Annotated in this window: 21 protein-coding genes; 19 read left to right on the top strand and 2 right to left on the bottom strand. The window is 40.1% G+C overall.

What is annotated here, in order from left to right:
* From HRJ06_RS23085 to HRJ06_RS12360, 5 genes are read left to right on the top strand one after another with little or no spacing between them, the layout of a single operon-like run.
* The gene (locus HRJ06_RS23085; protein ID WP_197969945.1) at window positions 1-4,248 is read left to right on the top strand and encodes a sigma factor-like helix-turn-helix DNA-binding protein; all 4,248 of its coding nucleotides are present in this window, start codon (window positions 1-3) and stop codon (window positions 4,246-4,248) included.
* Window positions 4,249-6,273, top strand: a complete 2,025-nt coding sequence (locus HRJ06_RS12375) for a DEAD/DEAH box helicase family protein (protein WP_174733242.1) — start codon at window positions 4,249-4,251, stop codon at window positions 6,271-6,273. It begins immediately after the preceding gene.
* Window positions 6,273-6,446 carry a hypothetical protein gene (locus HRJ06_RS12370; RefSeq protein WP_174733241.1) on the top strand — a complete coding sequence of 58 codons (174 nt, stop codon included), beginning with the start codon at window positions 6,273-6,275 and terminating at the stop codon, window positions 6,444-6,446. The genes HRJ06_RS12375 and HRJ06_RS12370 overlap by 1 nt, the downstream gene beginning before the upstream one ends.
* Window positions 6,443-8,470 (top strand): AAA family ATPase, encoded by a 2,028-nt coding sequence (locus tag HRJ06_RS12365; RefSeq protein WP_174733240.1) that lies wholly within the window; start codon window positions 6,443-6,445, stop codon window positions 8,468-8,470. The genes HRJ06_RS12370 and HRJ06_RS12365 overlap by 4 nt, the downstream gene beginning before the upstream one ends.
* Before the next feature lie 3 nt (window positions 8,471-8,473).
* Entirely contained in the window at window positions 8,474-8,926 is a 453-nt protein-coding gene (locus HRJ06_RS12360; protein WP_174733239.1) for a hypothetical protein, read from the top strand.
* Window positions 8,927-9,342: 416 nt separating this feature from the next.
* On the opposite strand, the gene HRJ06_RS12355 is transcribed toward HRJ06_RS12360, so the two are convergent.
* Window positions 9,343-9,495 carry a hypothetical protein gene (locus HRJ06_RS12355; RefSeq protein ID WP_174733238.1) on the bottom strand — a complete coding sequence of 51 codons (153 nt, stop codon included), beginning with the start codon at window positions 9,493-9,495 and terminating at the stop codon, window positions 9,343-9,345.
* Window positions 9,496-10,634: 1,139 nt separating this feature from the next.
* On the opposite strand from HRJ06_RS12355, the gene HRJ06_RS12350 reads away from it, so the two are divergent.
* The 9 genes from HRJ06_RS12350 to HRJ06_RS12315 all read left to right on the top strand — a co-directional run bounded on the left by HRJ06_RS12350 (window position 10,635) and on the right by HRJ06_RS12315 (window position 18,078).
* Entirely contained in the window at window positions 10,635-11,369 is a 735-nt protein-coding gene (locus tag HRJ06_RS12350) for an urease accessory protein UreH domain-containing protein (RefSeq protein WP_174733237.1), read from the top strand.
* Between the two features lie 37 nt (window positions 11,370-11,406).
* Complete coding sequence (locus HRJ06_RS23500) at window positions 11,407-11,541, top strand: hypothetical protein (protein ID WP_277874678.1); 135 nt, start codon at window positions 11,407-11,409, stop codon at window positions 11,539-11,541.
* Between the two features lie 85 nt (window positions 11,542-11,626).
* Entirely contained in the window at window positions 11,627-12,328 is a 702-nt protein-coding gene (locus HRJ06_RS12345) for a response regulator transcription factor (protein WP_174733236.1), read from the top strand.
* Window positions 12,325-13,740: a sensor histidine kinase gene (locus tag HRJ06_RS12340; protein WP_174733235.1), complete on the top strand. Its 1,416-nt coding sequence runs from the start codon at window positions 12,325-12,327 to the stop codon at window positions 13,738-13,740. The genes HRJ06_RS12345 and HRJ06_RS12340 overlap by 4 nt, the downstream gene beginning before the upstream one ends.
* Window positions 13,727-13,924 (top strand): hypothetical protein, encoded by a 198-nt coding sequence (locus HRJ06_RS12335; RefSeq protein ID WP_174733234.1) that lies wholly within the window; start codon window positions 13,727-13,729, stop codon window positions 13,922-13,924. Before HRJ06_RS12340 ends, HRJ06_RS12335 begins: the two co-directional genes overlap by 14 nt.
* 4 nt (window positions 13,925-13,928) lie before the next feature.
* Window positions 13,929-15,149 (top strand): F510_1955 family glycosylhydrolase, encoded by a 1,221-nt coding sequence (locus HRJ06_RS12330; protein ID WP_174733233.1) that lies wholly within the window; start codon window positions 13,929-13,931, stop codon window positions 15,147-15,149.
* 44 nt (window positions 15,150-15,193) lie between these two features.
* Window positions 15,194-15,394 carry an SHOCT domain-containing protein gene (locus HRJ06_RS12325; protein WP_174733232.1) on the top strand — a complete coding sequence of 67 codons (201 nt, stop codon included), beginning with the start codon at window positions 15,194-15,196 and terminating at the stop codon, window positions 15,392-15,394.
* A gap of 151 nt (window positions 15,395-15,545) precedes the next feature.
* Entirely contained in the window at window positions 15,546-15,755 is a 210-nt protein-coding gene (locus tag HRJ06_RS12320) for a hypothetical protein (protein WP_174733231.1), read from the top strand.
* 430 nt (window positions 15,756-16,185) lie between these two features.
* The gene (locus tag HRJ06_RS12315; protein WP_174733230.1) at window positions 16,186-18,078 is read left to right on the top strand and encodes a copper resistance CopC/CopD family protein; all 1,893 of its coding nucleotides are present in this window, start codon (window positions 16,186-16,188) and stop codon (window positions 18,076-18,078) included.
* Window positions 18,079-18,378: 300 nt separating this feature from the next.
* Here the strand turns inward: HRJ06_RS12315 and HRJ06_RS12310 are convergent, their stop codons facing one another.
* On the bottom strand, window positions 18,379-18,813 hold the full coding sequence (locus tag HRJ06_RS12310) for a hypothetical protein (RefSeq protein ID WP_174733229.1): 435 nt from the start codon (window positions 18,811-18,813) through the stop codon (window positions 18,379-18,381).
* A gap of 550 nt (window positions 18,814-19,363) precedes the next feature.
* On the opposite strand from HRJ06_RS12310, the gene HRJ06_RS12305 reads away from it, so the two are divergent.
* The 5 genes from HRJ06_RS12305 to HRJ06_RS12285 all read left to right on the top strand — a co-directional run bounded on the left by HRJ06_RS12305 (window position 19,364) and on the right by HRJ06_RS12285 (window position 25,602).
* A complete protein-coding gene (locus tag HRJ06_RS12305) occupies window positions 19,364-20,095 on the top strand; it encodes a GntR family transcriptional regulator (protein WP_174733228.1) in 732 nt (243 codons plus the stop codon).
* A 51-nt stretch (window positions 20,096-20,146) separates the two neighbouring features.
* Window positions 20,147-21,589, top strand: coding sequence for an FAD-binding oxidoreductase (locus HRJ06_RS12300; protein WP_174733227.1), 1,443 nt, complete (start codon window positions 20,147-20,149; stop codon window positions 21,587-21,589).
* A 43-nt stretch (window positions 21,590-21,632) separates the two neighbouring features.
* On the top strand, window positions 21,633-22,664 hold the full coding sequence (locus tag HRJ06_RS12295) for a zinc-dependent alcohol dehydrogenase (protein WP_174733226.1): 1,032 nt from the start codon (window positions 21,633-21,635) through the stop codon (window positions 22,662-22,664).
* Complete coding sequence (xylB, locus tag HRJ06_RS12290; RefSeq protein ID WP_174733225.1) at window positions 22,661-24,178, top strand: xylulokinase; 1,518 nt, start codon at window positions 22,661-22,663, stop codon at window positions 24,176-24,178. Before HRJ06_RS12295 ends, xylB begins: the two co-directional genes overlap by 4 nt.
* Window positions 24,179-24,246: 68 nt before the next feature.
* Window positions 24,247-25,602, top strand: coding sequence for an ABC transporter substrate-binding protein (locus tag HRJ06_RS12285; RefSeq protein WP_174733224.1), 1,356 nt, complete (start codon window positions 24,247-24,249; stop codon window positions 25,600-25,602).
* Window positions 25,603-25,635: the final 33 nt, after the last annotated feature.

Below are 25,635 nucleotides of genomic sequence, written 5' to 3'. Positions count from 1 at the left end.
TTGAAGGATTACATACTTTTACCGATTATTTTAAATTCAATTGATGGATTGATGGAAGGGCGTCTGAAAAGCTTTCTTTCTCAATGTAAAAAAGTAGACAGCCACAGGTACGCTTTGGATAGCTTAAGAGAGATGTATCTTAAAAATAAAACTGAGTTTATCCTTATGGTGGATGAGCTTTCTTTACGTGGCTTTTCGTTTTACACAGAGAAGCCAAACAATATCCTGCCGTCTGGGACAGTGTCTGTTGCCAGGCATATTTGGGCTGCAGAAGATCAAGGGCGTTTCCGAAAGCTTGATTATCAGTATCTCGGAATGTCTGGGTTTATCCAGCGTTTCCACGTTGAGTCGGATCATTTTTTCCATAACGTTCCGCTGCCAGGCTTTAAACGGATTAATAGTCACCTTGATACCAATCTGCTTGAAGCAGAATTGCTTAAGGCAGGCTTTGCTATTAAGGATTTGGAGACTGGACAAATAATAGAAGCAAAATCAGCTTATATAAGCAAACCGAACAATGATACCGGCCAAACGGAACGACATGATCCAGAAATCGGTCAGACAGTTCTTGTACATCCTGATGGCAAAGATCCAGTAAGAGGTACAGCCCAGCTGAAGGAAACTGGTAAACCCAGCCATTCAACTGAATTTAATCAACAAAAGACTGAAACAGGCACCACCTCTATCTCTCTTAAGGAAAACAAGAAAGAGCCTTCTGGGCAAAGCACAACCAATTCCCTTCCTGCTGGGAACAGTACATCCTCCGACCAGGTTGGACACAGCAGCCAAAACCACGTTAGCCCGCCATCTGAAAGCGAGTATGAGCCGGTAAAGATCTCTATTAAAGAGGCTTTTCCTGAAGGTTCATTCTGGCAATTTCACGCGTTTTGCAGCCGGAAGGGAATTAAGGATATTTCTGAACTGACAACCGAGCTGCTTGAGGAGCACAGCATGCGAAGAGGCGTAAGCCCGGCAAAAGTAAAGGTCATAAAGCTACGGTTCCATAAGCTTCTTAACCCTAACGAAGAAAACCAGATAGAGCCTGAAGACTACAAGGAAACAGTATTATCTGGTGATTCAATTGAGGTTGTATTTGCTGACAATATTTTCAGAACGTTTCGTGAGTTCTGTAAGGAGCATGAAATCCAATCAATCTATCAGGTGAACGAAAAGCTAATCGAAAAATATTCCTATTTACCCGGCGTAGGTGTGGGGAAAATTTTAACAGTTAAAAGAAAGGTCGATGATGTGCTTCTAGCAAAGAGTCCATCCGAAGCCGTAGAGCATGAAGAACGACCAGCGTCGGATACAGATGTTCAGAACTTGGTAGATGATGTTTTCCATGAGTTCAGGTTTTGGACTTTCCGCAATTATTGTGAAAAGAAAGGAATCAAAACCATTCAAGAACTGAATGCGAGGCACTTTCACGAATATAGTGCGGAAAAAGGTGTAGGGGTAGGAAAGGTTAGAGCAGTAAAAGAACTGGCTAATCAGTATATCCGGATTGGACGAGTTTCAGTTTCCGAAACTAAGGCTCAATCACTAAAGGTTACAATTGATGAGGTATTCTCGGATAACCTGTTCCGATCATTTCGGAGATTTTGTGAGCTTAATAGCATCGTAACCGTCTATGATGTTACCGGTGAGCATTTAGCCGAGTATGGGAAGGGCAGAGGAGTCGGCGTTGGCAGGGTTGAGATGGTCCAAAAGCGCTTAAATCATATTCGAACTCTTCAGGAAAAGCCTCCAGTATCCTTGCAGGCTGGGGGAGAACAGCTTGCTGTCAGTTTAAATGCTGCACACCTTGAAATTAAAACCCTTTTTGCAGAAGGAAAGTATCAGTTATTTAGAAGTTTCTGCGAGAAAAAAGGGATTGAAACCATTGGCGATATAAAAACGCTTGACCTTGATGAATTTGCCAAACAGCCGATGGTTGGCAGGAAAAAGGTTGAAGAGGTTCGGCATACTCTTAGCTTTTACTCTGATTCAGTAGAATCTGCTCCGCAGGTATTTGAATCAGGTGAAGTCTTTGATTCTATTAAAGAACTCGAAGTCCAGGCATTGCTTTATCTATACAGCTTCCAAAGCCATTCACAAAGCAAGCTTAAAGTTATGGACATCGAGGGCAAGGACTTGGCCAGTTTGAAGGATGAATTTGAGCCCCACCTGCTGCAAAGCCTATCAGGTCTTTTAATTAAGCAAAAATCACCTAAAGGAATTGCTGACAGCCTGAAAACTGTTGTTTCAGAACGAGATTACGAAATTCTATTTCATCGGTTCGGCAAGGGTGAAACACTTGAAGAGGTCGGCTCGCAATTTGGCGTAACTAGGGAAAGAATCAGGCAAGTGGCCAAAAAGACTGTTAAAAAGGTCGCCGGCCATATACGGAGGCAGCACTTTTCCAAAATTGTCAGGGTCTTGTCTTCAAGTGAAGCATTCATTAGCGGTGAGGAACTTCTTAAGCTTCTAGGCGAAGAGAATCAATTTCTTATTTCTCTATTAAAGCAAGAAAACCTTATTTTTAACTATTATAAAAATCTTGATCTGTTTTTCTTCGATGAAGCCGGCAAGGTGAATTTAAAGCCTGTCGAAGAGTTGATCGAGGACCTGCCTGAGGTATTTAATTTTAATGAATATCAGCAGTCCTTGGAGGAAGCATTTGAGTCAGTTGGAATCGAGAATCCGGCAACAGAATTTATTCAGCAGATTATTGAGAACAAACGCTATATCAAGTATGGCGAGGTTTATTCCCGCTACCGGCTTCCAATCAATGAGGTTTTGACCTATTTATTTAAACAGTACGTTGATAAACCGCTTCGTATTGATGAGGATGGGGTTGCCTATTTACAAAAACTGGCGAAAGAGCACCTTGAGTATGACCTTGGGAGCACGGTTCGTTCTGTCGATGCCCGGATCAGGGATGCGGAGAACATCCTCCTTGTCGACAGGTCAACGTTTGCCCACTTTGATAGTGAATCTTTTGATAGCACGATTATTTCCGAAATTGAAATGTATATCAATGAACAATTTCTTATTAAAGATGTCATCAATGTAGAGGATGTATTTTCCCAGTTCCGAAATAAACTGGAATCTATGAATATCCATAATAAGCTCCATCTCTACTCGCTAATCAGGTACTATCTCGATGAAAAGTATACGATTGGCCAAGGCAACACCTTGAATATCTTTAAAAATGAAACATCCAAGCTAAGCCTGGAAGATCGGCTGGTAGCTTATATGAAGAGTAAGGGCGGCCTATGTTCAAAGGAGCAGCTGCTTGATGTGATCAGGCCTCAGTATAAGGTGGATCTTGCGATATCTCATTCAGACAAAATTATTCCATGGGGGAACAACCATGCGATCCTCATCGATAATTTAAAGCTACAGTCAGCAGAAAAATCGCAGCTGATCGGTTACTTCAAGCAAGCTTTTAAAAACGGCTTTTCAACGGCACAGTTTATGTTTAAAGAAATGATGTTTGACCGCAAGCTATCAAGCTTACTGCGGAATAAAGGCATTGATGAGGCGACGAAGCTCCCAGCCCTCGTCAAATTATTCCTTCCGAATATAAAAGGGCATACCAACTTTCTTTACTTAGAAGATGGAGAAATTGACTCGTTCGAGCAAGTCATCGAGGCTCAATTCCCTGGTGAAACCTCCCGCCAGGAAATTAAGGACTTCACCCTAGAGTATGGTTACAAAGAAATGATGGCCGCTACGTTCCTGAAAAGGCTGCTCGATCAGGCAACATATGTCGAGGTTGATGTGGATCAGCTTTACCCGGGCAAACGACTGAAGATCAGTGATGATTCACTCACACAGATAAAGGCTTTTGCAGAAGAGGCACAGGGAGATCAGGCGTTCCTGTCTGTCAGCAGTTTGAAGGGCTACCGCCGCAAGCTGCCGCCAATTGGCTTTCGCTGGAATCCATATTTGCTCAACAGTATCCTGCATCGCTGCGGCTACCGCCAGATCAAAAAGTTTGTGAACGACTATCGCTACGATATGATTATCGTCGTCAAAGAAAACAGCCCGATTCAAACCTTTGAGGATTTAGTGGTTCATTTACTTGAGACTGAGTATGAAGGGAACATGCATGAATACGGAATCTATGATTTTCTGACAGAAAAGGGAATTCTCAGGGAGCAGGAATATATCTACAAAAAGATTCTGCCGAAAGAACTGAAAACGTCAGAGAAACTTAGCTTTGACGAACTTGGCTATGCAGCCTTAAGGCAGGGGACGTAAATGTCATTTACCGAGCTTGAACTAAAATTTAAATACAGGTCAGACAATGATCAAATTCATTCAGACTTTTACAGTAAAGTGATCGAAAAATCGATCCAATATGACCGGGCTGTCGGTTACTTTACGAGCGGCAGCCTGAGTGTCATTGCCAGAGGGCTTGAGACCTTCCTTCATGAAGACGGCCAGATCCGTTTAATTGCCAACCCTCATCTGACGGCGGAGGACATTGACGCGATTCGGCTCGGCTACCGGGCAAAGAGTGATGTGATTGCCAGCAGCCTGCTCAGACAAATCGAACCAAATGAAGAAAATATTCGCGATGATACGCTCAACATATTAGCCTGGCTCATTTATGAGGATAAGCTCGATGTTAAGATCGCATTTACAGATAACAACAGTCTTTATCATGAAAAGTTTGGCATCTTTTATGATAAAGAGGGGCATCGCATTGCATTTTCTGGCTCAGCTAATGAAACGCTTGGCGGGATGCGAGATAACTTTGAAAAAATTGATGTATTTTGGAAAGAGCATGATCGAAACCGGATTGACGACATGGCACAAGATTTTGATAATCTCTGGAGCAATACAACCAACGGACTGACGGTCATCGAGATGCCGGACATTTTAAAAGAAAAAATTGCAGGCTATAAAAAGGAGAGGAAGCCAATCAAACGTCCAGATATTAAGCCGCGTCCATACCAGCAGGAAGCGATTGATGCGGTAAAAAACAACAACTGGAACGGGATATTGGAAATGGCAACTGGGACAGGAAAAACGATTACGAGCCTAATAATCGCCAATGAGTTTTTAAAAGAAAAAGGGCGAATCTTCCTGACAGTCATTGTCCCTTTTACCCATCTGGTTGAGCAGTGGGAGGAAAATTGCCGGCAGCTTGGCTTTACAAGCTTTACGACCTGCTTTGGCAGCAAAAAGTCTTGGACCGGAAAGCTGCAGACAGATGTGCGAGACTTTAATCTAGGCATCATCCGAAAGCATGTTGCGATTACAACTTACCGTAGCGCAGCATCAGAGGAATTTAACAGTCTAATAGAAAAAATCAAAGGCAAAAGCTTTTTGATTGCAGATGAATGCCACTATTTTGGCGTCAGCAGCCTAAGAAACAATAGACTCGGCGGTATGGAAGCAAAGCTCGGATTGTCCGCAACCCCTGATCGCTGGTGGGATGAGGACGGTACAAGCTATATAAATGACTTTTTTGGCGATACCGTTTATGAATATGATATGAAAACCGCGATTGATAACGGTGCGCTGACAGAATATACGTATAAACCTTTTATAATTGACTTGACAGAGGATGAGCTTGAAAGGTATGAGAGATATACAAGGCGATTGATTACCTTATATGGCCAGGACAGACCAGACCCTGAAGAAATTAGCGACTTAAACCGGAAACGGGCACTCATCTTAAGCAAGGCCGAAAACAAAAAGGATAAGCTGTTTTCGATTTTTCGTGAAAAGAACCGGGATGAAGTTTCACATACGCTTGTTTACTGTGCACCCGGCGAGGTTGAAATCATTACAGGTGAACTATCAAGGCTTGGCTATCGGGTACACCGGTTTGATTCAAAGGTTAATAATCAAGACCGTATGAGAATTTTAAAATCATTTGATGATGGTTCGATTCAGATACTCGTCGCGATTAAATGCCTAGATGAAGGTGTGGACGTGCCTAGCACAAGGACTGCTTATTTTATGGCAAGTACCTCCAATCCTCGGGAATTTGTGCAGCGGCGCGGCCGGATTTTACGGACCTATCCTGGTAAAAACATCGCGGAGATTTTTGATTTCATTGTCTTGCCATCTGATGCTAGCGACCAGCTCTACAAGTCAGTCGCATCGAAGGAAATCCCGCGGTTTGCTGAGTTTTCCCAGTATGCCATCAACAGCTACAATGCAAGGGAAATCGTCGGCAGACAGCTGCAGGCTTATTCACTCGAATATTTAATGGATAAGCTGCCATGGGAAGTATATAGAGAATTTAAAACAACAATGGGGGCCATTTAATGAAAATCAATAAAGATTTAGATAAAAAAATCAGCGACTTTCCGGGAGAGCTGTCTTATATAGCCAAGCTTCTTTTGCAGGAGCTTGAGGCAGGCCGGAAATCTAATGCCAGCATTGAAGAGATGATCAGAGAAGAAATCAGGGAGCTGGTCCTCGAGGAGGAAGGCAAATGAAGTTAATCGAAATTTCACTCAATAACTTCCGTCAATTTTACGGGAAGCAGAAAATTGAATTTGCTGGCGGAGACGAAAACATTACGATCGTATTCGGGGAAAACGGAAAAGGGAAAACCGGAATTTTCCGTGCATTAATGTTTGGCTTATACGGCAGCACACACATCCAGCAGGATAACCCAAAAGAAAAAATTCACCTTGTCAACTTTCTGGCGATGGATCGTAACCCAAACATGCCGATTGATACGACCGTCAAGCTCGTTTTTGAACACAAAGGCCGTAAATATGAGATTAACCGACTTGCCCGAGGCTATAAAACTGGTTCGGAAATTACCGAAAAAATCATGGATGCTGAGCTGAACATTACCGACGAACAAGGCAACTATTCAGCAGAGCCAATTACAGATGAAAATGAAATTAAAAACATTCTAAATGGCATCCTTGATGAAAGCATCAAAGACTTCTTCCTATTTGATGCCGAAAAAATTGAAACACTCGCCAAAACGGATGCTCAAGTAAAAGCAGAAGTTAAAAACGGGATTGTTAAGCTGCTGCAGATCGATAAGCTTGAAGGTGCAATCAATCTATTAAAAAGGCTGCATTCTTCCGAGAAACGCAGAATTACATCTTCTTCCCATAACCTTGATCTAACACGTAAGCAAAATGATATCGATACTTTAACTGAAGATATCGCAAATATCCAAGAAAAAATGAGCCTTAAGGAAGAGAATAAGGTTTCCTGCGCACTTGAAATCGAACGGATTGAAGCGCAGCTCGCCGAAAATGAAGACGTGAAGCGAATTCAGGAAAAACTGAATGCTGAAAAGGATAAGAAAAACCTCCATGTCAGGCTCGCAAAAGACAAGAAAAATGAGATTAAGGGAGAACTGATCGCGAACGGTCCCCATTTGATCATGAAGGATACCTATTATTCTGTTAAAAATTATCTCGATCAAATTCTCGTTGACCAGAAGGATTTAATTCCGATTGAAGTGATCGAAAAGTCACTGAAGGATCTAGTGTGTGCCTGCTGTGGAAATGATCTGCATGAAAACAAAGATCATTTAAACCATATTGAGTTGTTGAAGAATAACTTTAAACGATCAGAGCTAACACCGTTAATCACGCAAATCACTTCAAGTATCCATGATTATGGGCTGGAGGAAGACGAGATTCTTTCTTCAATTGATTCAAAGCTTCGTGAATTTCGGGAAATTAAAGACGGAATTGAAGAAATCGAACGCGAGATTGATCGATACAGCGTCGATGTTCAGCAAAAGGCACAGGAGCAAGAAAACCTGAAGAACCTAGAAGTCACACTGAATGATAAAAAAGCTTATCTCCGGGAACTTGAGGTTGAAGTGGAAACACTCAAAATCCAGATGAGTGAAAAAGAGAAAAGTCTCGATGCGCTTGAGAAGGAATTCACCCGCTTGCTTCGTGACAATGAAAGCTTGCGGATCGACAGTAAAATTCTGCAATACATCGAAACTTTAAAGGAACGCTTTGAAGCAGTGTTCAAGGAATACAGCGATGAAATGCGCTCGAAGCTAACAGCAGAAACAACCGAGATCTTTAAGACACTAATCGACCGCAAGGATAAAGATCTCGTTAAACGTATTGATATCAATGAAAAGTACGAGATTGATATTATGGGCTGGGATAATATCAACATTACCCAGGATATTTCACAGGGACAGCGCCAGGTTGTCGCATTATCATTTATCACATCGCTTGCTAAAGTCGCGGCAGGCGGATCAGAGGATATCAACTTCCCATTGTTCATGGATACGCCATTCGGCCGGATATCAGGAAACAACCGCGATCATCTGATCGACAACATTCCAAACCTGACCTCACAGTGGGTGCTGCTGTTAACCGATACCGAGTTGTCCAGAACCGAAGAAATGCGCTTTAAGAGCACAGGCAAGCTCGGCAAATGGTATAAGCTCGACCAAATCGAACCAGGCCACTCCGATATCGTCGAGATCCAAGTCAATGAAACCATGTCAACCAGGGGGTAAACAATGGACTTTTTAGCAGATCAAGCACTGCTCTACACGAGCAAACAATACGAAGAAATCTACTTCCATTTTAATATCAAATTCGAAGTCAAATACCAAGACCTGTTCCTGCTATGCGCGAGCCTTGGCTTTAAGAAAGACCGTAAAAAACCAATCGGAGAACGCGGCCGTGAATTCCGGACCAACTATTTAAACACAAGGCAAAAATCTACCGCGTACTCGATCATATTAAGTGATGGAGAACTGGGGAAAAACATTGAAGCCTTCGGAGAAAACGAATTTCCTAGAAAATCCAGAAAACGTCTCGAAGAATACGCCCAGGGCGGCATGGAAATCTTAATAGAAGATGTCTTTGGCAGACGCTGGGACGGAAATCAGCTAGATAAAAGCTATAGCGAGTACGAAGTAGACTTACTAAGCTATCTTTACAGCGACTCACAGGAAGTGCCGTTTTAGCAGAATACCCGAATTTACTGAACCCTAAAAGTTAGACGAACCAATTCTAACTTTTGGGGTGTTTAAACGAACAAAAACGCTAGCTCCCGTTTAGCGACGTACTGAGTGGAGCCAAAACGAAGAGTAGAAGCAATTCGATATTGACTTATTGCAGAGAGATCGGCGAACTAGTCGCTGGCCATAGAACTGGATAAGAAACAGCTTGCGATTATCTATACTTGGAAATTTAATAGTTTTCAAACAAAAAAAGCGTTAATCCAAAAGGTTTAACGCCTTTTTGATTTCTTCTAGGCTAAAAAATGCTCCTTTGGTTACCTCATTTTGTTAAGAGGAGTTAAACCAACTTTTTTATGAAATTTTACTGCTCAGAAACCCGAAACACTTCCCAAGTTTAAAAGTCCGCTTTTTTGTTAGTGTTATTGATTATTTTCCCTATTTGTCTGCTGGATAGATACATGTTCTGGACGGTTCGGATGGGATCGCTTTTCTGCATCTTCAGGACCAGTGAGATCATTTCTTCTATCCACGTTTTTCCCAGTAAACTTAACAGGATTATTATCTGCCATCATTTTCACCTCCCAAATAAAAACATTGACTTAACCGTTAATTCTCTCGTCTCCAAGTGATCGAGTTCCTGAACAAAAGGCCTCTAAGAGCTAATGGGTTGAGAAAGAACAGTTTAGTATATCACTCCAGGAAATTAACTATACAGTTTGAAGTTTAGCTATAAATTATCAGAATTTGTACTTCTGTTTTTAAAAAATGCCTATTAATGAACATTGTGAATTTTTAGTAATGGTGATTGGAGTAAAGGCGATTTTATATGACTTTTTCCAGCTGACAAGAGAGATTAGTTGAACAATTTTAGTGGATTTTAGTGTAAGGAATGATAGCTGATATTTGAGTGATGAACATTGGCAACTAATATTTCAAAATTGTAATTGATAGGTTAAAAACGTAAAATGTCTCGGAGACACATACTGAGGTTTTCATATCTCCAAAAAAGTACCTTAAGTGAAAAGGGTTATAAAAACTATTTTTATTAAGAATTGATGACATAAATAAGCCCCTCTCTATTGAGAGGGGTTTACTTTTTAGGGGGGGAGGAGCCTGGTTAACAGGTTTGTAAAGGGTTGGTTAAAAGTAATAACCATGCTCTTACGCCAATGATACCCAAATCTAAAAAGTTGTAAACACACCTTTCATTATTGGCGGATGGGCTTTTTAACATGGTTAATATAAAGAAAGACTTGTTAGGCTGTCTCAAACCTTCCCTTTCCGTAAATTTATTCAACATTTCTTTACCTTGGCAAGTCGTTAAGGGAAAATAAAAAACTCTATGTTTTTTTAGAAAAAAGATGGACTCCAAAGCTTAGAAAAACAAACCTGACCATATTTTAAAGCTCTTCCTAAAAAAAGATTGAGGTTTATGCATGAGTTGTGTAAACGGAGATGAAGGTGTGCGAGGCTCCAACGGTATCGCTGCCCTTCCCCGGGGAAAGCGAGCATCTGAAGCGTAAATCAACGATTGATTCTAAAATAGCAACAAATTTTTACAAAAAGTCTATTTTAATAAACAAGATCCCTTTTCTTAAGATATAGAGGGGAATAATCTCTTCTATTTCAAAAAACTTATCATATCTCCATATTTTCTACAAAGTTATCCATTACAATATGTAAATGTATTTGGATAGAAAAGGGGATTGGTATGTATACGTTCTTTAATCAAATTAGTAACATATTAATGCAGCCAATTATAAGTATCGCTCGTACCTTTGAAACCATACCAATGCTATTTGCTTTGTTACTCGGTATAGTAGGTGCAATGGCTCCCTGCCAGTTTACCGGAAATATTGGAGCAATTACCTTTTATGGAAATAAGTCTTTGCAAAAAGGGATCGCGTGGACCGAGGTCATCTTTTTTACTGTGGGGAAAATTGCCGTTTTTTCTGGACTTGGGCTTTTGGTATGGTTTTTAGGAAAGGAGTTTCAGAGGGAACTGGTTTTGTTCTTTCCCTGGTTTAGAAAAGTTATCGGACCAATGTTTATCCTTGTGGGTATCTTTATGCTAGGGTTTATTAAATTAAAAGGTACATGGACCATAATGGCCATTCCCGAAAGGTTTTTTAAAAATGGGAAACTAGGTTCCTTTTTGATGGGAGTTAGTTTTTCTTTAGGGTTTTGCCCTACAATGTTCGTACTGTTTTTTATATCTTTAATGCCTGTTGTTCTATCCACTTCTTATGGTGCCGTTCTCCCAAGTCTATTTGCAGTTGGAACATCCCTGCCACTTTTCATTGCCATCTTTTTAATTTGGTATTATGGTGCCGGAGGATCAGTTCTAAAAAAGGGGAGAAAAATTGGGTCGTTTACGCAAAAAACTGCTGGAGCTATCATGGTTCTTATAGGTTTATTTGATACATTGACATATTGGACTATTTAAAAAATTTATTTCGGGGTAACAAGATGGAGAAACTAATATGAACTGTTTATATATAGTGACCACTTTAATCCCAGCAGAAAGAGCAGCTGCCCATAATGACGTGGCAGACCAAATGAGTGTTAACTTTTATCAACAATGGAACATGCCTCTAGCAGCGTATATGGTTCCATGATCGGATACATCTTTCTGAGTTGATAAAAAAGGAAATAGTGATGGACACTTACACTAAAGTACTAATACCTAGGGGTGAAACCTTGATGGATAAAGACACAGTATTAATTGTTGATGATGAAAGGAATATGAGGCAGTTGCTGAAAATCCACTTATCTTCCTACTTTCATATTAAACAGGCAGGAAGCGGGAAAGAGGCTCTATCTTGTTTGGAAAAGGAAAAAGTCGATTTAGTCATTCTTGATATCATGATGCCTGACATGAATGGCTGGGAAGTGTGTAAAAAAGTAAGAGAAACAAGCCAGGTTCCAATCCTGATGTTAACGGCACGGGGTGATGTAAAAGATAAGGTCCAAGGCTTTGACATTGGAGCAGATGATTACCTAGTTAAACCATATATTCGGGAGGAACTGGTAGCGAGGTCAAAAGCCTTAATAAGACGTTCTTCTCCGCCGTCCGTTAACATAGGAGAGGAGACAATTGAAATATCTGACCTTAAAATAAATCGAAGTGAAAGACAAATCTTTGTGTGCAATATGGAGGTTGAAGTAACACCAAAAGAGTTCGATTTATTGGAGCTCCTCGCGTTAAATCCCAGAACGATATTTACACGAGATATTTTACTGGACCAAATTTGGGGAATCAACGGAATTCGGGATATTCGCACAATTGATACCCATGTAAAAAACCTCAGGGAAAAATTGCGGAAACAAGGACTTTCCTATAATCCCATTAGAACAGTTTGGGGAAGGGGCTATAAGTTCCAGGCTCCTAGCGAAATTAAATGAAATGGAATAGCATCGTTGTCAAACTAGGGTTTAGCATTTTACTTATTGTATTAGCGGTACTCCTGCCATTAAGTTTTATCATGAATCAAATATTTACAGGGTTTTACTTCAATAACACACAAGAACGTATAAATAACTTGTCCGAAAGATATGCAACGTCAATTTCGTCATTAGATAAGGAAGAATTTCTAGGTATGTTTGAAACTTTAGGGATTTTGACTGGCCAACAAATATTGATTGTGGATGACCAGGGGACAATTGTAGCAAATTCAGGCCTGCCCAGCCTTCCAGAAGGACAAAGGATCGCCGAACCATCTGTTGCCCTTTTGAAAAAGGGTTCCACAGTACAGGAGATGTACACTGATAGTAAAATAGATAAACGGTTTCTTAGTGTCGGTAAGCCGATTTTTTCAGGGGAAGAATTTATTGGCGGAATCTTTGTGCTTGAACCGGTCGAGGAAATGTATCAATCGGTTGATATGATTGAAAAAGCAATGATATTGGCTGGAATCGGTGCTCTATTTCTTGCCATTGGTTTTATTTTTATTGTTTCTAGGAAATTGTCCAACCCTTTGCTGGAAATGGAAAAAGCAACCAGGAAAATCGGTAAAGGAGATTTACAGATTCGGGTAGAGGCTTCATCAAAGGACGAAATTGGTTCCTTGGCTGCAGCCATTAACGATCTGGCAATAGAGCTAGATCGGTTCCGGTCGAACCGGAGAGAATTTTTTGCCGATATTTCACATGAACTTCGTACTCCGATTACGTATTTAGAGGGGTACGCAAATGTTCTTGAAAATGAACTCTACCAAAACGAAGAAGAGAAAAAGCAGTACCTTAAGATTATCCAACAAGAGGCAAACCGGATGTCTAAACTTGTAGAAGATTTATTTGAACTGTCAAAGTTGGAAGAAGGAAGGCTGCCACTAAATTTTGAAGAAGTGGATGTATTAGAGGTCACAGAGAACGTTGTATTTAAAATGAAAATCAAAGCAGAGGAAAAAGGAATAAAATTAGAGCTTGATAGGACGATTGAACTGCCAAACATTTATGCTGACGGTTTCAGAATGGAACAAATTTTAATAAATTTGGTTGACAATGCAATCCGATATACTGAAACCGGAAAAATCAGAGTCCATTTAACTAAGGAGCATAAAGCAATTAGGATATCTGTTACCGATACAGGCGGAGGAATTCCTGTAGAGGACCTCCAATATGTATTTGATCGTTTTTACCGTGTGGAAAAGTCTAGATCCAGGGAGCTGGGAGGAACAGGTCTTGGTCTAGCCATTGTTAAACAGTTGGTTGAATTGCAAAACGGAAGTATAGAAGTAAATAGTAAGGTTGGAGAGGGAACTGCCTTCCACCTTACTTTCCCGGTAGAAAAGAGGGACGAAAATGAAAAAGGTTGAAGTCATATTATCTGTTCTATTAATCATTATTGGTCTTATCTGCCTGACAATGTCAGGAACGATGATGATTCAGCAGGATTTTACGGCGATTTTCAAAACATTTGTAACCATCTGTGCCTGGATGGGAGTTCCCATTATTCTGGCGGGAATTGTTTATTTGATTATAGTTAAGAAAAGGGGATAACAAGGTGAAACAAAAAGGTTTATTGGCATTTTTAATGTACTTTTATTTAAGTCCGATCGGGGTTTTGGCTCACGGATCGGAAGAAGAACATCAGCAGGAGGTGGCATCCAATACATTTGCTACTTATGGATTCGTAATATCCGCAGCTATCTTTTTGGCGGGAATTATTATGATTTTTGTAATTAGAAGGCGGATGAAAACCCTTAATGTTAAAAAGCACGAAGGGAGAAAACAACGGGACAACCTCCAAAAGGGAGTCAAAATAGGTCAATGGATCTCTATTTTATCTTTGGTTGCGGTCATCTCATTTGGAATTTTATCTTTTTTAAATCCTATAGCCAACGATGAGAATAGCTCCATCAATGATAGCTCTGTTGAATTTATGCATGTTCATGGCCTGGGCATCACGAATGATGGCGAAGAAATCTACGTTCCTGCGCACGATGGTTTGAAAGTTTTCCAAGGTGGAACGTGGACGAATGCAACGGGGGACAAACACGACTATATGGGATTCTCTATGGTCGATAATGGTTTTTACAGCAGTGGGCATCCAGGGACTGGTTCTTCAATGAAAAACCCATTTGGAGTGATTAGAAGCAACGATATGGGAGAAAATTTAGAGATATTAGACTTGTATGGGGAAATTGATTTTCATGGGATGTCAGTCGGCTATTATTCCTATGCAATATACGTTTACAACCCCCAAGCAAATTCACGTATGAGTGAAGCAGGACTGCACTACTCTGTTGATGATACGAAAACATGGGTAAAAGCTGAACTAACAGGGCTTTCTGGCAAACTTTCTGGGATTGCTGCTCATCCTACTGAGAAAAAAACGGTAGCTTTGGGAACAACAGAAGGAGCATTTGTATCCTATGATGGCGGAGAAACAGTAGAACAGGTTTCTGCCGCACCTGTCACCGGACTAGCCTTTTCCCCGCAGGGAGACTTATTTGCAGGGTCTGCCTCAGGTGAAATAACTTTAACGAAAATTAATTTGGAGACAAAGGAAGAAACATCGTATGAAATACCGTCCTTTGAGAAAGAAAATGCCATTAGCTATATAGCAGTTAATCCACAGGATGAAAATGAGATTACCTTTGCGACCTTTGAAAAGGATATTTATCTATCCTTCAATAATGGTGAACACTGGGAGAAAATTGCAGACAATGGAACGGGAAAAACAATCCCATCTTCAGCAGACGAACATGAGGAATCACACTGAATGACGGTAAAGAATTTGATTGAACAAAGGAAAGGGTGGGTACGATGATGGGACTTGGGATGATGTTAAATATGCTTTTCTGGATTATTGTTATCGGATTTGCGATTTATGGGTTCATTATGCTTGTTATGAAGCCCTTCGAAAATAGGACAACTAAACCGGAATCAATATTGAAAGAACGTTTTGCTCGCGGGGAAATAACGGAAGTAGAATACAAGGAAAAAAGAGATTTATTAAGGGTATAGACATTATAAAAGAAGTGTTTTTGAGTGAGAAGCCCTTTTTGTTTTTTATGAAAAAATTTTGGTAATTTGAAACAGGAAGATGTATAAAGTCCATATTTCCTTCAAATTTAAGCTTTATAATTAGATTAAGAAAAGAAGGAGGGATAAGGAAATGAAAAAGAAAATTTTGGTGGTTTCATCTTTTGCTCTTTCATCTTTACTGGTTGTCGGACAATTCGCCTTTGCAGATAAGCCTGATAGTATCATGAATGGGACCGGAATGATGGAAATGATGGAAGCCATGAATTCTCCTGAAGGCCAAAAAATGATGAAGGCTTGCGGGGATTTTATGGATTCTAACGAAGAAAAGGATCTTAAATAAGTCTTCAATGATACTTATTTAAGTAGGGGATTTCGTTTTGGAATGGTTTTTATACCTGCGTCCACTTTATGATGCTGTTTTGCATAAAATGGATGTTTTCAGAGGGAAAACAGATGTGCCATACAAAGGATTCAACTGAACTTGTTGATGCGAAATCCTAACAACTTCAAATCCAAGCGTTACAGAAACAAAACGAAAAGCTTATGGAGGACATGTATCAGGACAAAACACTGAGTTATCCGTTGTACCTTTTCCAAACGTTCCGAAAAAAAAAGTTTCCACTTGAAGGACAGCCTTTAATGGTTGTCTTTTTTGTGGATTGTAGGAATTTTATTGTAGATTGGACAAAATCTAAAAAGTGGACTAGAATGAATTTTTTGTTCAATGTTGATTGTTACTTAAAAATACCTTAAAACGGGGGGGCATTCGTTTGTTACGCCGCTATATATTTTCCATTTTATTTTTTATTATTGCTCTGCAATTTATGATTTTAGGCAGTGTAACTTTTGCTCATTCTAATTTGGAACAAACTTATCCCAAACAAGGGGAGAAGATACCACAAAGTCCAAAAACCTTTGAGATTTGGTTTCAAGATCCTGTGGTAACTCATCCTGATTCTATCCGTATTTTCAATGAGTCTGGAGAGGTTCAGGAGACGGATGAAGTCTCTGTTGACCCAAATAGTAAAAACCATATCCTGACGACGATTAAAAATCCGTTGCCCAATGGAAATTATTTGGCGAAAATTAAGGTCATTGCTTTAGATGGGGATGTTTTGAATGAGGAAGTACGATTTACTGTTAGCCATCAAGAGACTGCCATAACGAATAATGCTTTAGAAATCATAGACTTTTCCCCAGCAGATGGGGAAATTATAGATGGCTCTCCTCAAAGAATCGAATTATGGTTTAACCAGCCGGTTGAAATTACCGCAATTGGATTATTTGATGATCGTCAACATGCCGTTGAATTAAAGAAACCTTATACTGACCCAAGTGACCCTGAGCATATTATTGTGGAGCTGGAAGAGAAGCTGTCATCTGGCACGTATCAGGTGACATGGTATGCACGTCAATTGGAAGCAAGATCACAGCCTGACCGATTGGATGTCTTTTATTTTGCTGTAGATAAGTTTACCCCGATTACACAGGAGGATGTTGGAAACCCAACTACTTTTTCATGGTTCACCAATTTGGGGTTAAAACAAGTGGGATATTGGCTATTATTTATCGGGATTACCACCCTGTTTGGAGGGGCTTTCTTTCACACGTTCATATTGAAAAGAGCGAGTGATAACAGATGGAACAGGATATCTCTCTTCCTGCTAATGTTGGTCCTGGTTGGTTGGGCATTTGTAATCACCAATCAGCAAAAAGAATTACAAACTCTTAATATAGAGCAATTTCTCTCAATAAAATTCGTGTGGATACCAATAGTTCAGGTGATTTTGCTTGTTACAGGATTTTTCTTCCACAAAATAAAACTTCTTTTCTATTTTACTGCACTTATCCTGTCTATCTTTATTATCGGACATGCACCGTATCCTAGGTATGGCGGTTATATAACAATGGCGATTAATGCGATTCACTTGACGGCTGCTTCCGTGTGGATCGGCGGGTTGCTCGCGCTCATTATGATTCCTCAAAAAGAAAGAATCAAAGAATGGCTTAAAGAGATTCTCCCGGAGTTTTCTAAATGGGCTTTGATTAGTTTGATCGCGATTATCACTACTGGTTTGGTGATGGTAACACAATACGTTCCTTCATTTACATTGGAGAGCTTCATGAGAAGTGAATGGGGAAAATCTATTTTATTTAAAATTGGATTAACATTTATCGTGCTGCTTATTGGCATTTTTCAGTGGAATACCATTAAACAAATAGCAACAAAGTCTGTTAATGTGGTGATGAGTAGGGCGAAAGTAGAAGTCATCTATGGTGTCCTGATTATGTTGTTTGCGTCTCTTCTTGTAGTTTCTACACCCAGCTCAGCTGAACAGGGGATTTATCCAACTTCAATAGAAAAAAAGGATGTTGGACTAAGAGTTGATCTTACCCCTTTGTATCCAGGGTTAAATGAACTTTCTTTAAATTTTGATAACGAAAATATTAAAAAGGTAGAAGTAACGCTAAGTATGCCGCCAAATTATGAGGTCACATACAATGCATTTAACATAGGAAATGGCGAATTTAAGTTAACCGGAAATTTACTTCATGCCGCTGGCACTATGACGATGAAGGTAAAGGCAACTACGGAAAAAGGAGAGCTAGTTGAGTTTCCTTTTAAAATTGTTGTGCCTGGGGAAATGAGATTCAACGAATAAGTTTTAATGAGGCGGATAAAGGACTTTCATCATAATGGAGGTCCTTTTGTCATTAGGAGCGGTCCGGATGATAAACATGACTTGTTAAAGTAGAGGAAATATAAAACTAGAAATAAAGGTTAGTCTAAGATTAAAAAAGATATTTATCTAGGCTAGGAATATAGTTTATTATTTTTTTCTATATTTTCAATACCCCTCACACCGTCCCCAAGCCATTTTATTAACCCTCTAATTACACCCTCTGATGGATCTTTAGGGTATAGGAACCTCCACAAATAAATGTTCAGATAGTTTTATTAATTATAATTTTTTAACCACCTTTTTGAAAAACCAATGTAATACAAAATAGGCTGCAAAATAAACAGGAATCGAATACCATATCTTCCATTCATCATGTTTCATGTATCCGACTTTTGATAATATGAATTCAAGTAAAAAAGACAAAGCCGTCCAAATAATTATATACAGTAAGTACTTATTTTCTCTTTCAAAATTTAAGTATAAAACTGCCAACAGTGACGGAACTAATGAAACAAGAGCCCAATCAGTATATTCTACTTGCTTAGTAGGACCAAAGTCTAAAAAGTCTAACTTTATTCCAATTAAGATATGTGAAATCCAAGCAAAATAACCTACAGTTGGAACAATAATTATATTTTCTCTAATAGTTAATGTTTTTGGCATAAAAACAATCATGATTATTAGTAAAACGATAATGCCCCATACAAAGTACATTTTATTACCCCCCTTTAAAGTGTATTTTTTAATATATTTTCTTCATAATATCTAAAGTTATCCTGAATTTATTAAATAAAACCAATGAAATACTGAGTTGCGATGTATTCGTTAATTTTTTAACAAACAACCAATTCTTTCAAATTAGAAGCATCTTCGTCAAGTTTTACTCCTTTTAAAGCGGATTCATTAACTTTTAATTGCCTTTTATGAATTGTGTTCTCTAAAATCTTTTAATTAGAAAGAACACCCAGCTATTAGTTTTAAAAATATTCAACTTTTACTTCGTTCGCTAACGAAATTGCCCCATTAGCTATCTATCACAAGCCCTTTAATAAATTATTTGCAACAATCCTTTATAAACAAGCTTATTCTTTAAAAAATCACTTTAAATGTAGACATAAAATATCACTTTGCATGATAAGTATAGTTGTATAGATAACTATATGAAAGGAGCAGGTGACGCTGCCACGCTATAACTGAATTGCACCAATTGCTATCTGGGGTCTGATCCGCAGAATTGATTAAGAAAATGAAAGGGCTTATAAAAATGGAGAAAATCAATACCACTAGTAAAACTCAGCCACCAATCTATATTCAAATATCTCAGGATTTACGTAATTTAATTATTAAAGGCCACTTTCAGCAAGGGGATCAAATCCCAACTGAAGACGAGCTTGTTATGAAATATGGAGTTTCACGGATGACAGCTAGAAATGCTGTTACCGAATTGGTCAATGAAGGGCTGGTTTTCAGGGTTCATGGAAAAGGAGCATTTGTTGCAAGGGCGAAACTCCAGCGAAGTTTAAATAAAATAACCGGTTTTCATCAGGATATGCTCGAGATGGGGTTAAATCCAAAGGCAAGAGTCCTTGATTTTGAAAAGCGACTTCCCACCGAAAAAGAATGCCACAGACTGAACCTCCGTAAATATAACAAAGTTTTTTCGATAAAAAGGATACGGTATATAGATGAGATTCCCTTTGGTTATCAAGAATTAATCGTACCCGAATTCCAGGCTCCTAAATTAGACTCTCTTAATCTTGAAACAGAGTCTTTATATTCATATCTGAAGGATATAGACAAACCGATTAAAAACGCGGAACAAAGAATGGAAGCTGTAATGGATGCACATATAGCAGAAGTGCTTGGCACGCCCGTGGAGATTCCTTTCTTCTTTTTTGACCGGACATCCTATTTGGTGGATGGAACACCAGTTGAACTTTTACATTCATATTTCCGGGGGGACAAATTTTCTTATACAGTCAGCCTGTCCAATTAGAAAAATCGCAACTATAGCTTTAAAAGAATAACAACAGAAAGGGGAATCGATTTGAATTTAACAGGTTATTCGCTTCAGATGTTTCGGTTTGAGCTGGAAGATGCAGTTGGACCAGAAAACGTCATCACAGTAGAAACAGATGCACAAAAAGACATGGCAATTGACCAATACTGGCTAACGTATATGTGGAAACAGAAAAACGAAGAATTGCAGCTTCCTTGTTTTATAGTTAGGCCCGCCACAACGAAAGAAGTTGCAAAGATTATGAAAATATGTAACACATACAAAGTTCCGGTTGTGCCAAGAGGAGGAGGATCAGGTACCCAAGGCGGAGCAGCAACGATGTATGGCGGAATTGTACTGGACGTAACAAGAATGGATAAAATCATTGAAATTGATGAAAAGTCGCTCGTTTTAACGGCCCAGCCGGGTATTAATGGACGTGTACTTGAAAACAAGCTGAATAAACATGGGTTAATGCTGGCTCATTACCCATCCTCTGTTGATATAGCGACACTAGGCGGCTATTTGGCTGCCAGGGGTTCTGGAGTGATGTCCACGAAATATGGCAAAGCGGAAGATATGGTTCTGTCTGTGGAAGTGGTGTTGCCTACAGGTAAGGTAGTTGAGACGTTACCTGTCCCAAATCATGCGAGCGGGCCAGGCCTGCTTCAATTATTCATAGGATCGGAAGGAACCTTGGGAGTGATCACGAAGATCCGCATCCGTGTTGACCCGCTTCCGGAAAAGCGATTGTTCAGAATGGTTCGATTTAACGATATTCACGATGGAGTTGAAGCAGGCAGAAACATCATGTTAAACCGTCTGAACCCTGCAGTAATTCGCCTGTACGATCCTGGTTCAACAAAAAAATCACTAAAAGGAACAGGAATGGATGCAGAGGGAGTCAATATGGTTTTGATGGTGGACGGGTTTGCTGATATTGCTGAACTGCAAATGAAAAAAGTCTTAGAAATCTGTATGGAAAATGGCGGGAACGATTTAGGGGAAGAACCAGGCTTATACTGGTGGAACACTCGGTACGATTTCTATCGACCGCCCCTTCAGCCCGCATATCCGCTCCTGTATGGCACAGTGGAAACGATCACCACGTATGACAAAGTTCATAAGCTTTACGATGAGAAAAAGAAATTGGTAGAAGAGAAATACAAGGAATGGAATGCAGAGTATATGGCCCATTTCTCGCATTGGTATCCTTGGGGCACGATGATTTATGACCGGTTTTATATTGCCAATCCTCCTAAAGATTCGCAAGAACTGTTCAGGCTTCATAATCAGATATGGGCTGACTGTTCAAGGGTCAACTTAGAAAATGGCGCGCTGTTAAATGAACACCATGGAATCGGCTTTAAGCTTGGCTGGCTCATGCCCGAACTGTATGGAGACATGTTTGACGTCCTGCTTGATATAAAAAAAACCATCGATCCAAAAGGAATTATGAATCCGGGAAAATTGGGATTTGGTTACTGGTAAGTCGACATGAAATAAGTTTTAAAGATGAAAAGGAGCGAAGTAAATGAAAGCGCTATCTTACACCGGCCCTAATCAGCTTGCCGTAAAAGAACGGAATATTCCAGAAATACAGGCTGGCGAAGTGCTTATTAAAGTCGCGTATGCAGGAATCTGTGGTACAGATATGCTTGCCTTTCATGGCGGCATGGACAATCGGGTAAAGCCGCCGGTTATTTTTGGTCATGAATTTTCAGGAACCATCGAACAGGCGCACGAAGGCAGTCTATTGCTGAAAGGCGACAGAGTAACCGTTGAACCATTAATAACATGTGGAGAATGCCACGGCTGCCAAACTGGTGAATACAATCTGTGCACTTCATTAAATTTAATTGGAATTGATAGCGATGGAGCCATGGCAGATTTTATAAAAGTTCCAGAATTAAATGTGTATAAGCTTGGCGAGCAGATGTCGATGGAAGCAGGTGCTTTAATTGAGCCGCTTGCTGTATGCGTCCATTTAATAAAAAAGGGTAATATAACAACCGGTCAAACTGTCTTAATTGTTGGTGGCGGGCCGATCGGGCTGATTACCGCATTAGCTGCCAAGTTAAAAGGCGCTCATGTGATCATTTCGGAGATTAACCCATTCAGAATCGGAGTCGCTCAAAAGTATGGGTTTGATGTGATCAAAGGTGATCAAAATTTCCTTGAACAAATTAACGAGAAAACAAATCGGCGGGGGGCGGATGTTTCAATTGAAGCAACTGGGACCAACATCGGGCTTGTTTCTTGTATTGAAGGAACAGGGATAAAAGGAACAGTCGTCATCGCAGGGTTGCCTAAAAAGAAAGCTGACTTTGATATCTATCGGATTATTGCCAAAGAGCTGACTCTCGTCGGAACGAGGGTTTACAATCGGGATGATTATCTCGAGGCAATTGAAATGATCAACGCCGAAAAAATTGATTTGGAGCCACTCATCAGCAGAGTTGTGTCATTGGGGAAGGCCATAGAACAGGGATTTGCAGCGATTGACGAGGGTGAAGACATAATAAAAGTGCTGATTTCCCTAAATCAAAAGGATGAAGAGAAATGAAGCATGAATATGTGTTAGGAATCGATCACGGATCAGGTGGTTGTAAGGTAACCTGTCTTCGGAAAGATGGCATGATCGTTTCTGAAGCTTATGTTCCTTATCCTTCCCTTTACCCATTCCCAAGGTGGGTTGAACAGGATCCTGAAATGTGGATAACAGCAGCAGTCGAAGCTGTTACTGCGGCGATTGCTGGTTTTTCTGAGCAGGAGCGGAAAGGGATTTTGGCCCTCAGTTTTACGGCTCCACATCATGTTGCGGTTTTTCTGGATAAACAGCAAAAGATCATTCGCCCAGCGATTATGTGGAATGACCAAAGAACTGGCGAGCAAACTAAACAGCTGAATGAAGAATACGGCGAACAAATCTATGAAACTTGTTATAATGCGCCAAATCCAACTTGGACTTTATGCCATCTATTATGGCTGAAGCAAAATGAACCGAACAAATATGAAAAGGTCGATAAGATTCTTTTCATGAAGGACTATGTTCGCTATCGGTTTTCAGGCCTGATGGCGACCGATTATATTGAGGCAGAAGGCTCCTTATTATTTGATATCAAAAATCAGGAGTGGTCTGACTTTTTGATATCGCTTGTAGACCTCGATAAAAAGGTTCTTCCTGACATACTGTCACCAACAGATCAATGTGGCACCATCACTGTAAAAATGGCCTCAGCACTAGGGCTATCAAATGATGTGAAAATTATTGTGGGAACCGCCGATACAGCTGCAGAAGTTTATGGATGCGGCACGGTAAAAGCAGGAGACGGTGTAGTGAAATTGGCGACAGCCGGCAACTTTACGATCGTTTCCGACACTGTAACGAAAAATAATAAGCTGACCACCTATCATCATCTTGTTGGAGATTTATTCTATCAAAATAGCGCGACGAACTTTGCAGCCGCATCTTTCCGCTGGTTCAAAGAAAGCTTTTACAAAGAATTTGAAGAGAGCCGGCAGGTTAGGTCGATTTACCCTGAAATAATGAAGCAAGTGGAGTCGATAAAGCCGGGATCTGAAGGGTTAATTTTTCAGCCTTATTTAAATGGTGAACGCTCTCCGCACTGGGATCCTAATTTAAGAGCATCCTTTTTTGGCTGTACAGCACGTCATTCTAGACCCCACTTTACTAGGGCTGTGCTCGAGGGAGTCGGATATTCACTTAGGGATTGCAGTCTCCAATTTTCAGAACGAAAAATGGAAAAAATGCGCGTGATTGGGGGTGGAAGTAAAGGACGCGAGTGGGTTCAAATTTTAGCTGATATTTTACATGTTGAACTTGAAATCCCATCATCAAGTGATGCTTCGTTCGGTGCAGCCCTTATTGCTGCAACAGGAATTGGCTGGTTTTCTAATTTAACAGAGGGGGTCTTATCGGCCCAGAAAGTTATTGACCGTGTGGAGCCAATTACAGAAAACAAACAGGTTTATGATGAATTATTTGATATTTATCAGGAATTACATTTACGAACTTATGACCTGTCGCACCGTCTTTCAGCACTGAGTGGAAATTAGATCTGCTAGCTAAAGCTGTTGCCGCCTTCGAAACTATTTTTAAAAACATAAAAGAAAAGGGGTAAAACATGAGAGCCAAATGGATTCTTCAATGCCTTGTTAGTGTCCTGGTTATAGGTCTGCTTGCAGGATGCCTTGGGTCACCTGCACCATCACCTTCAGATGAGGGGAAAAAAGATGATGAAGAGAAGGCCGAAACCACCGTCATCCGGGTCGCTTCAACTGAAACCGGACCTGAAACAATGGAAGTGCTCCAAACTGCTGGCAAAGAATATGAAGAGGAATTCGGTGTCAAAGTGGAAGTGGAAGCTGTTCCGCTGGCAGATGTATTTACGAAAATTAATGCAACCTATGGGACTTCAGCTCAGTATGACGCTTTTCTCTCTGGTTACATTGGCCATATTGCTTTATTAGAAAAGGAAGGAAAAGTCGCACCCGTAGACGACATTATTGAAAATATTGGCGGCAAGAGCGATTTCTATGATGGCCATATTTTGTTCCCGATCAAAGGGAAAACATATTGGATTCCTTATGATTATAACCTTGCATACGGCTATATCCGAACAGACTGGCTAGAAGAAAAAGGATTATCTGTACCGAAAACATGGGATGAATTCGTGAATGTTGCGAAAGCGTTTACGGATAAAGAAAATAATAAATATGGATTAATGATGCCATTAAAATCTGATGGCGCGACAAACTGGGTTACAAGTAACCTGTTATGGGCGAATAATGTCAGGATTTTTGATGATAACTGGAAAGTGATTCTGGATTCACCAGAAATGAAACCAAACGTAGTTGAATCTCTTAATCTGTTAAAAGAGCTTCATCAATATATGCCTGCAGAAGCGTCGAATGCATCGTATGCAGAATTGACCGAAGCATTTATTTCCGAGCAAGTCGGGATGACATTCTACTCAGGAAGACTGGTCGATATTCTCGAACAGAAGAATCCAGCCTTGGGAGAGAAGTTTCAAGTATTCGGAATTCCGATGAAAGACGGTAGTGGAGTGTCTGCGTCTCTTGGCTATGACTCAATTGCTGTCCTGAATTCAGAGCACACGGACGAAACAAAGAAGTTTGTTGAATGGTTCTATAAGGAAAAGCTTAATGACTTCCTGCACACATTTGGTGTTCATTACTTCCCAGCTCAAGAATCAATTTATAACAGTGAAGAGTGGCGTTCAGACGAAGTTATCAAGAAATATTGGGAAACTGGTGTTGTCCCTCAATATGATTTATTGAAAAACGCTGAACTTCATTCAATCGACTCGGATGGGCCTGAAACAGACGCACGGCCTGGCGAAGTGTTTGAGGCATACCTCATTCCTAAGCTGTTCCAAAAAGTAACCTTGAACAATGAGGATCCAGAACAGGCAGTCGAAGACATTGCCGATGAAATCAGACAGCTGGTAGGCGAGTAACTAAAGAAAACCGGGCATACAGAGATGTATGCC

Origin of the sequence: Mesobacillus harenae (assembly GCF_013343715.1) — a bacterium.
GTDB classification, from domain to species: domain Bacteria; phylum Bacillota; class Bacilli; order Bacillales; family Cytobacillaceae; genus Mesobacillus_A; species Mesobacillus_A harenae.
This window is presented reverse-complemented; position numbering and strand designations above follow the sequence as displayed.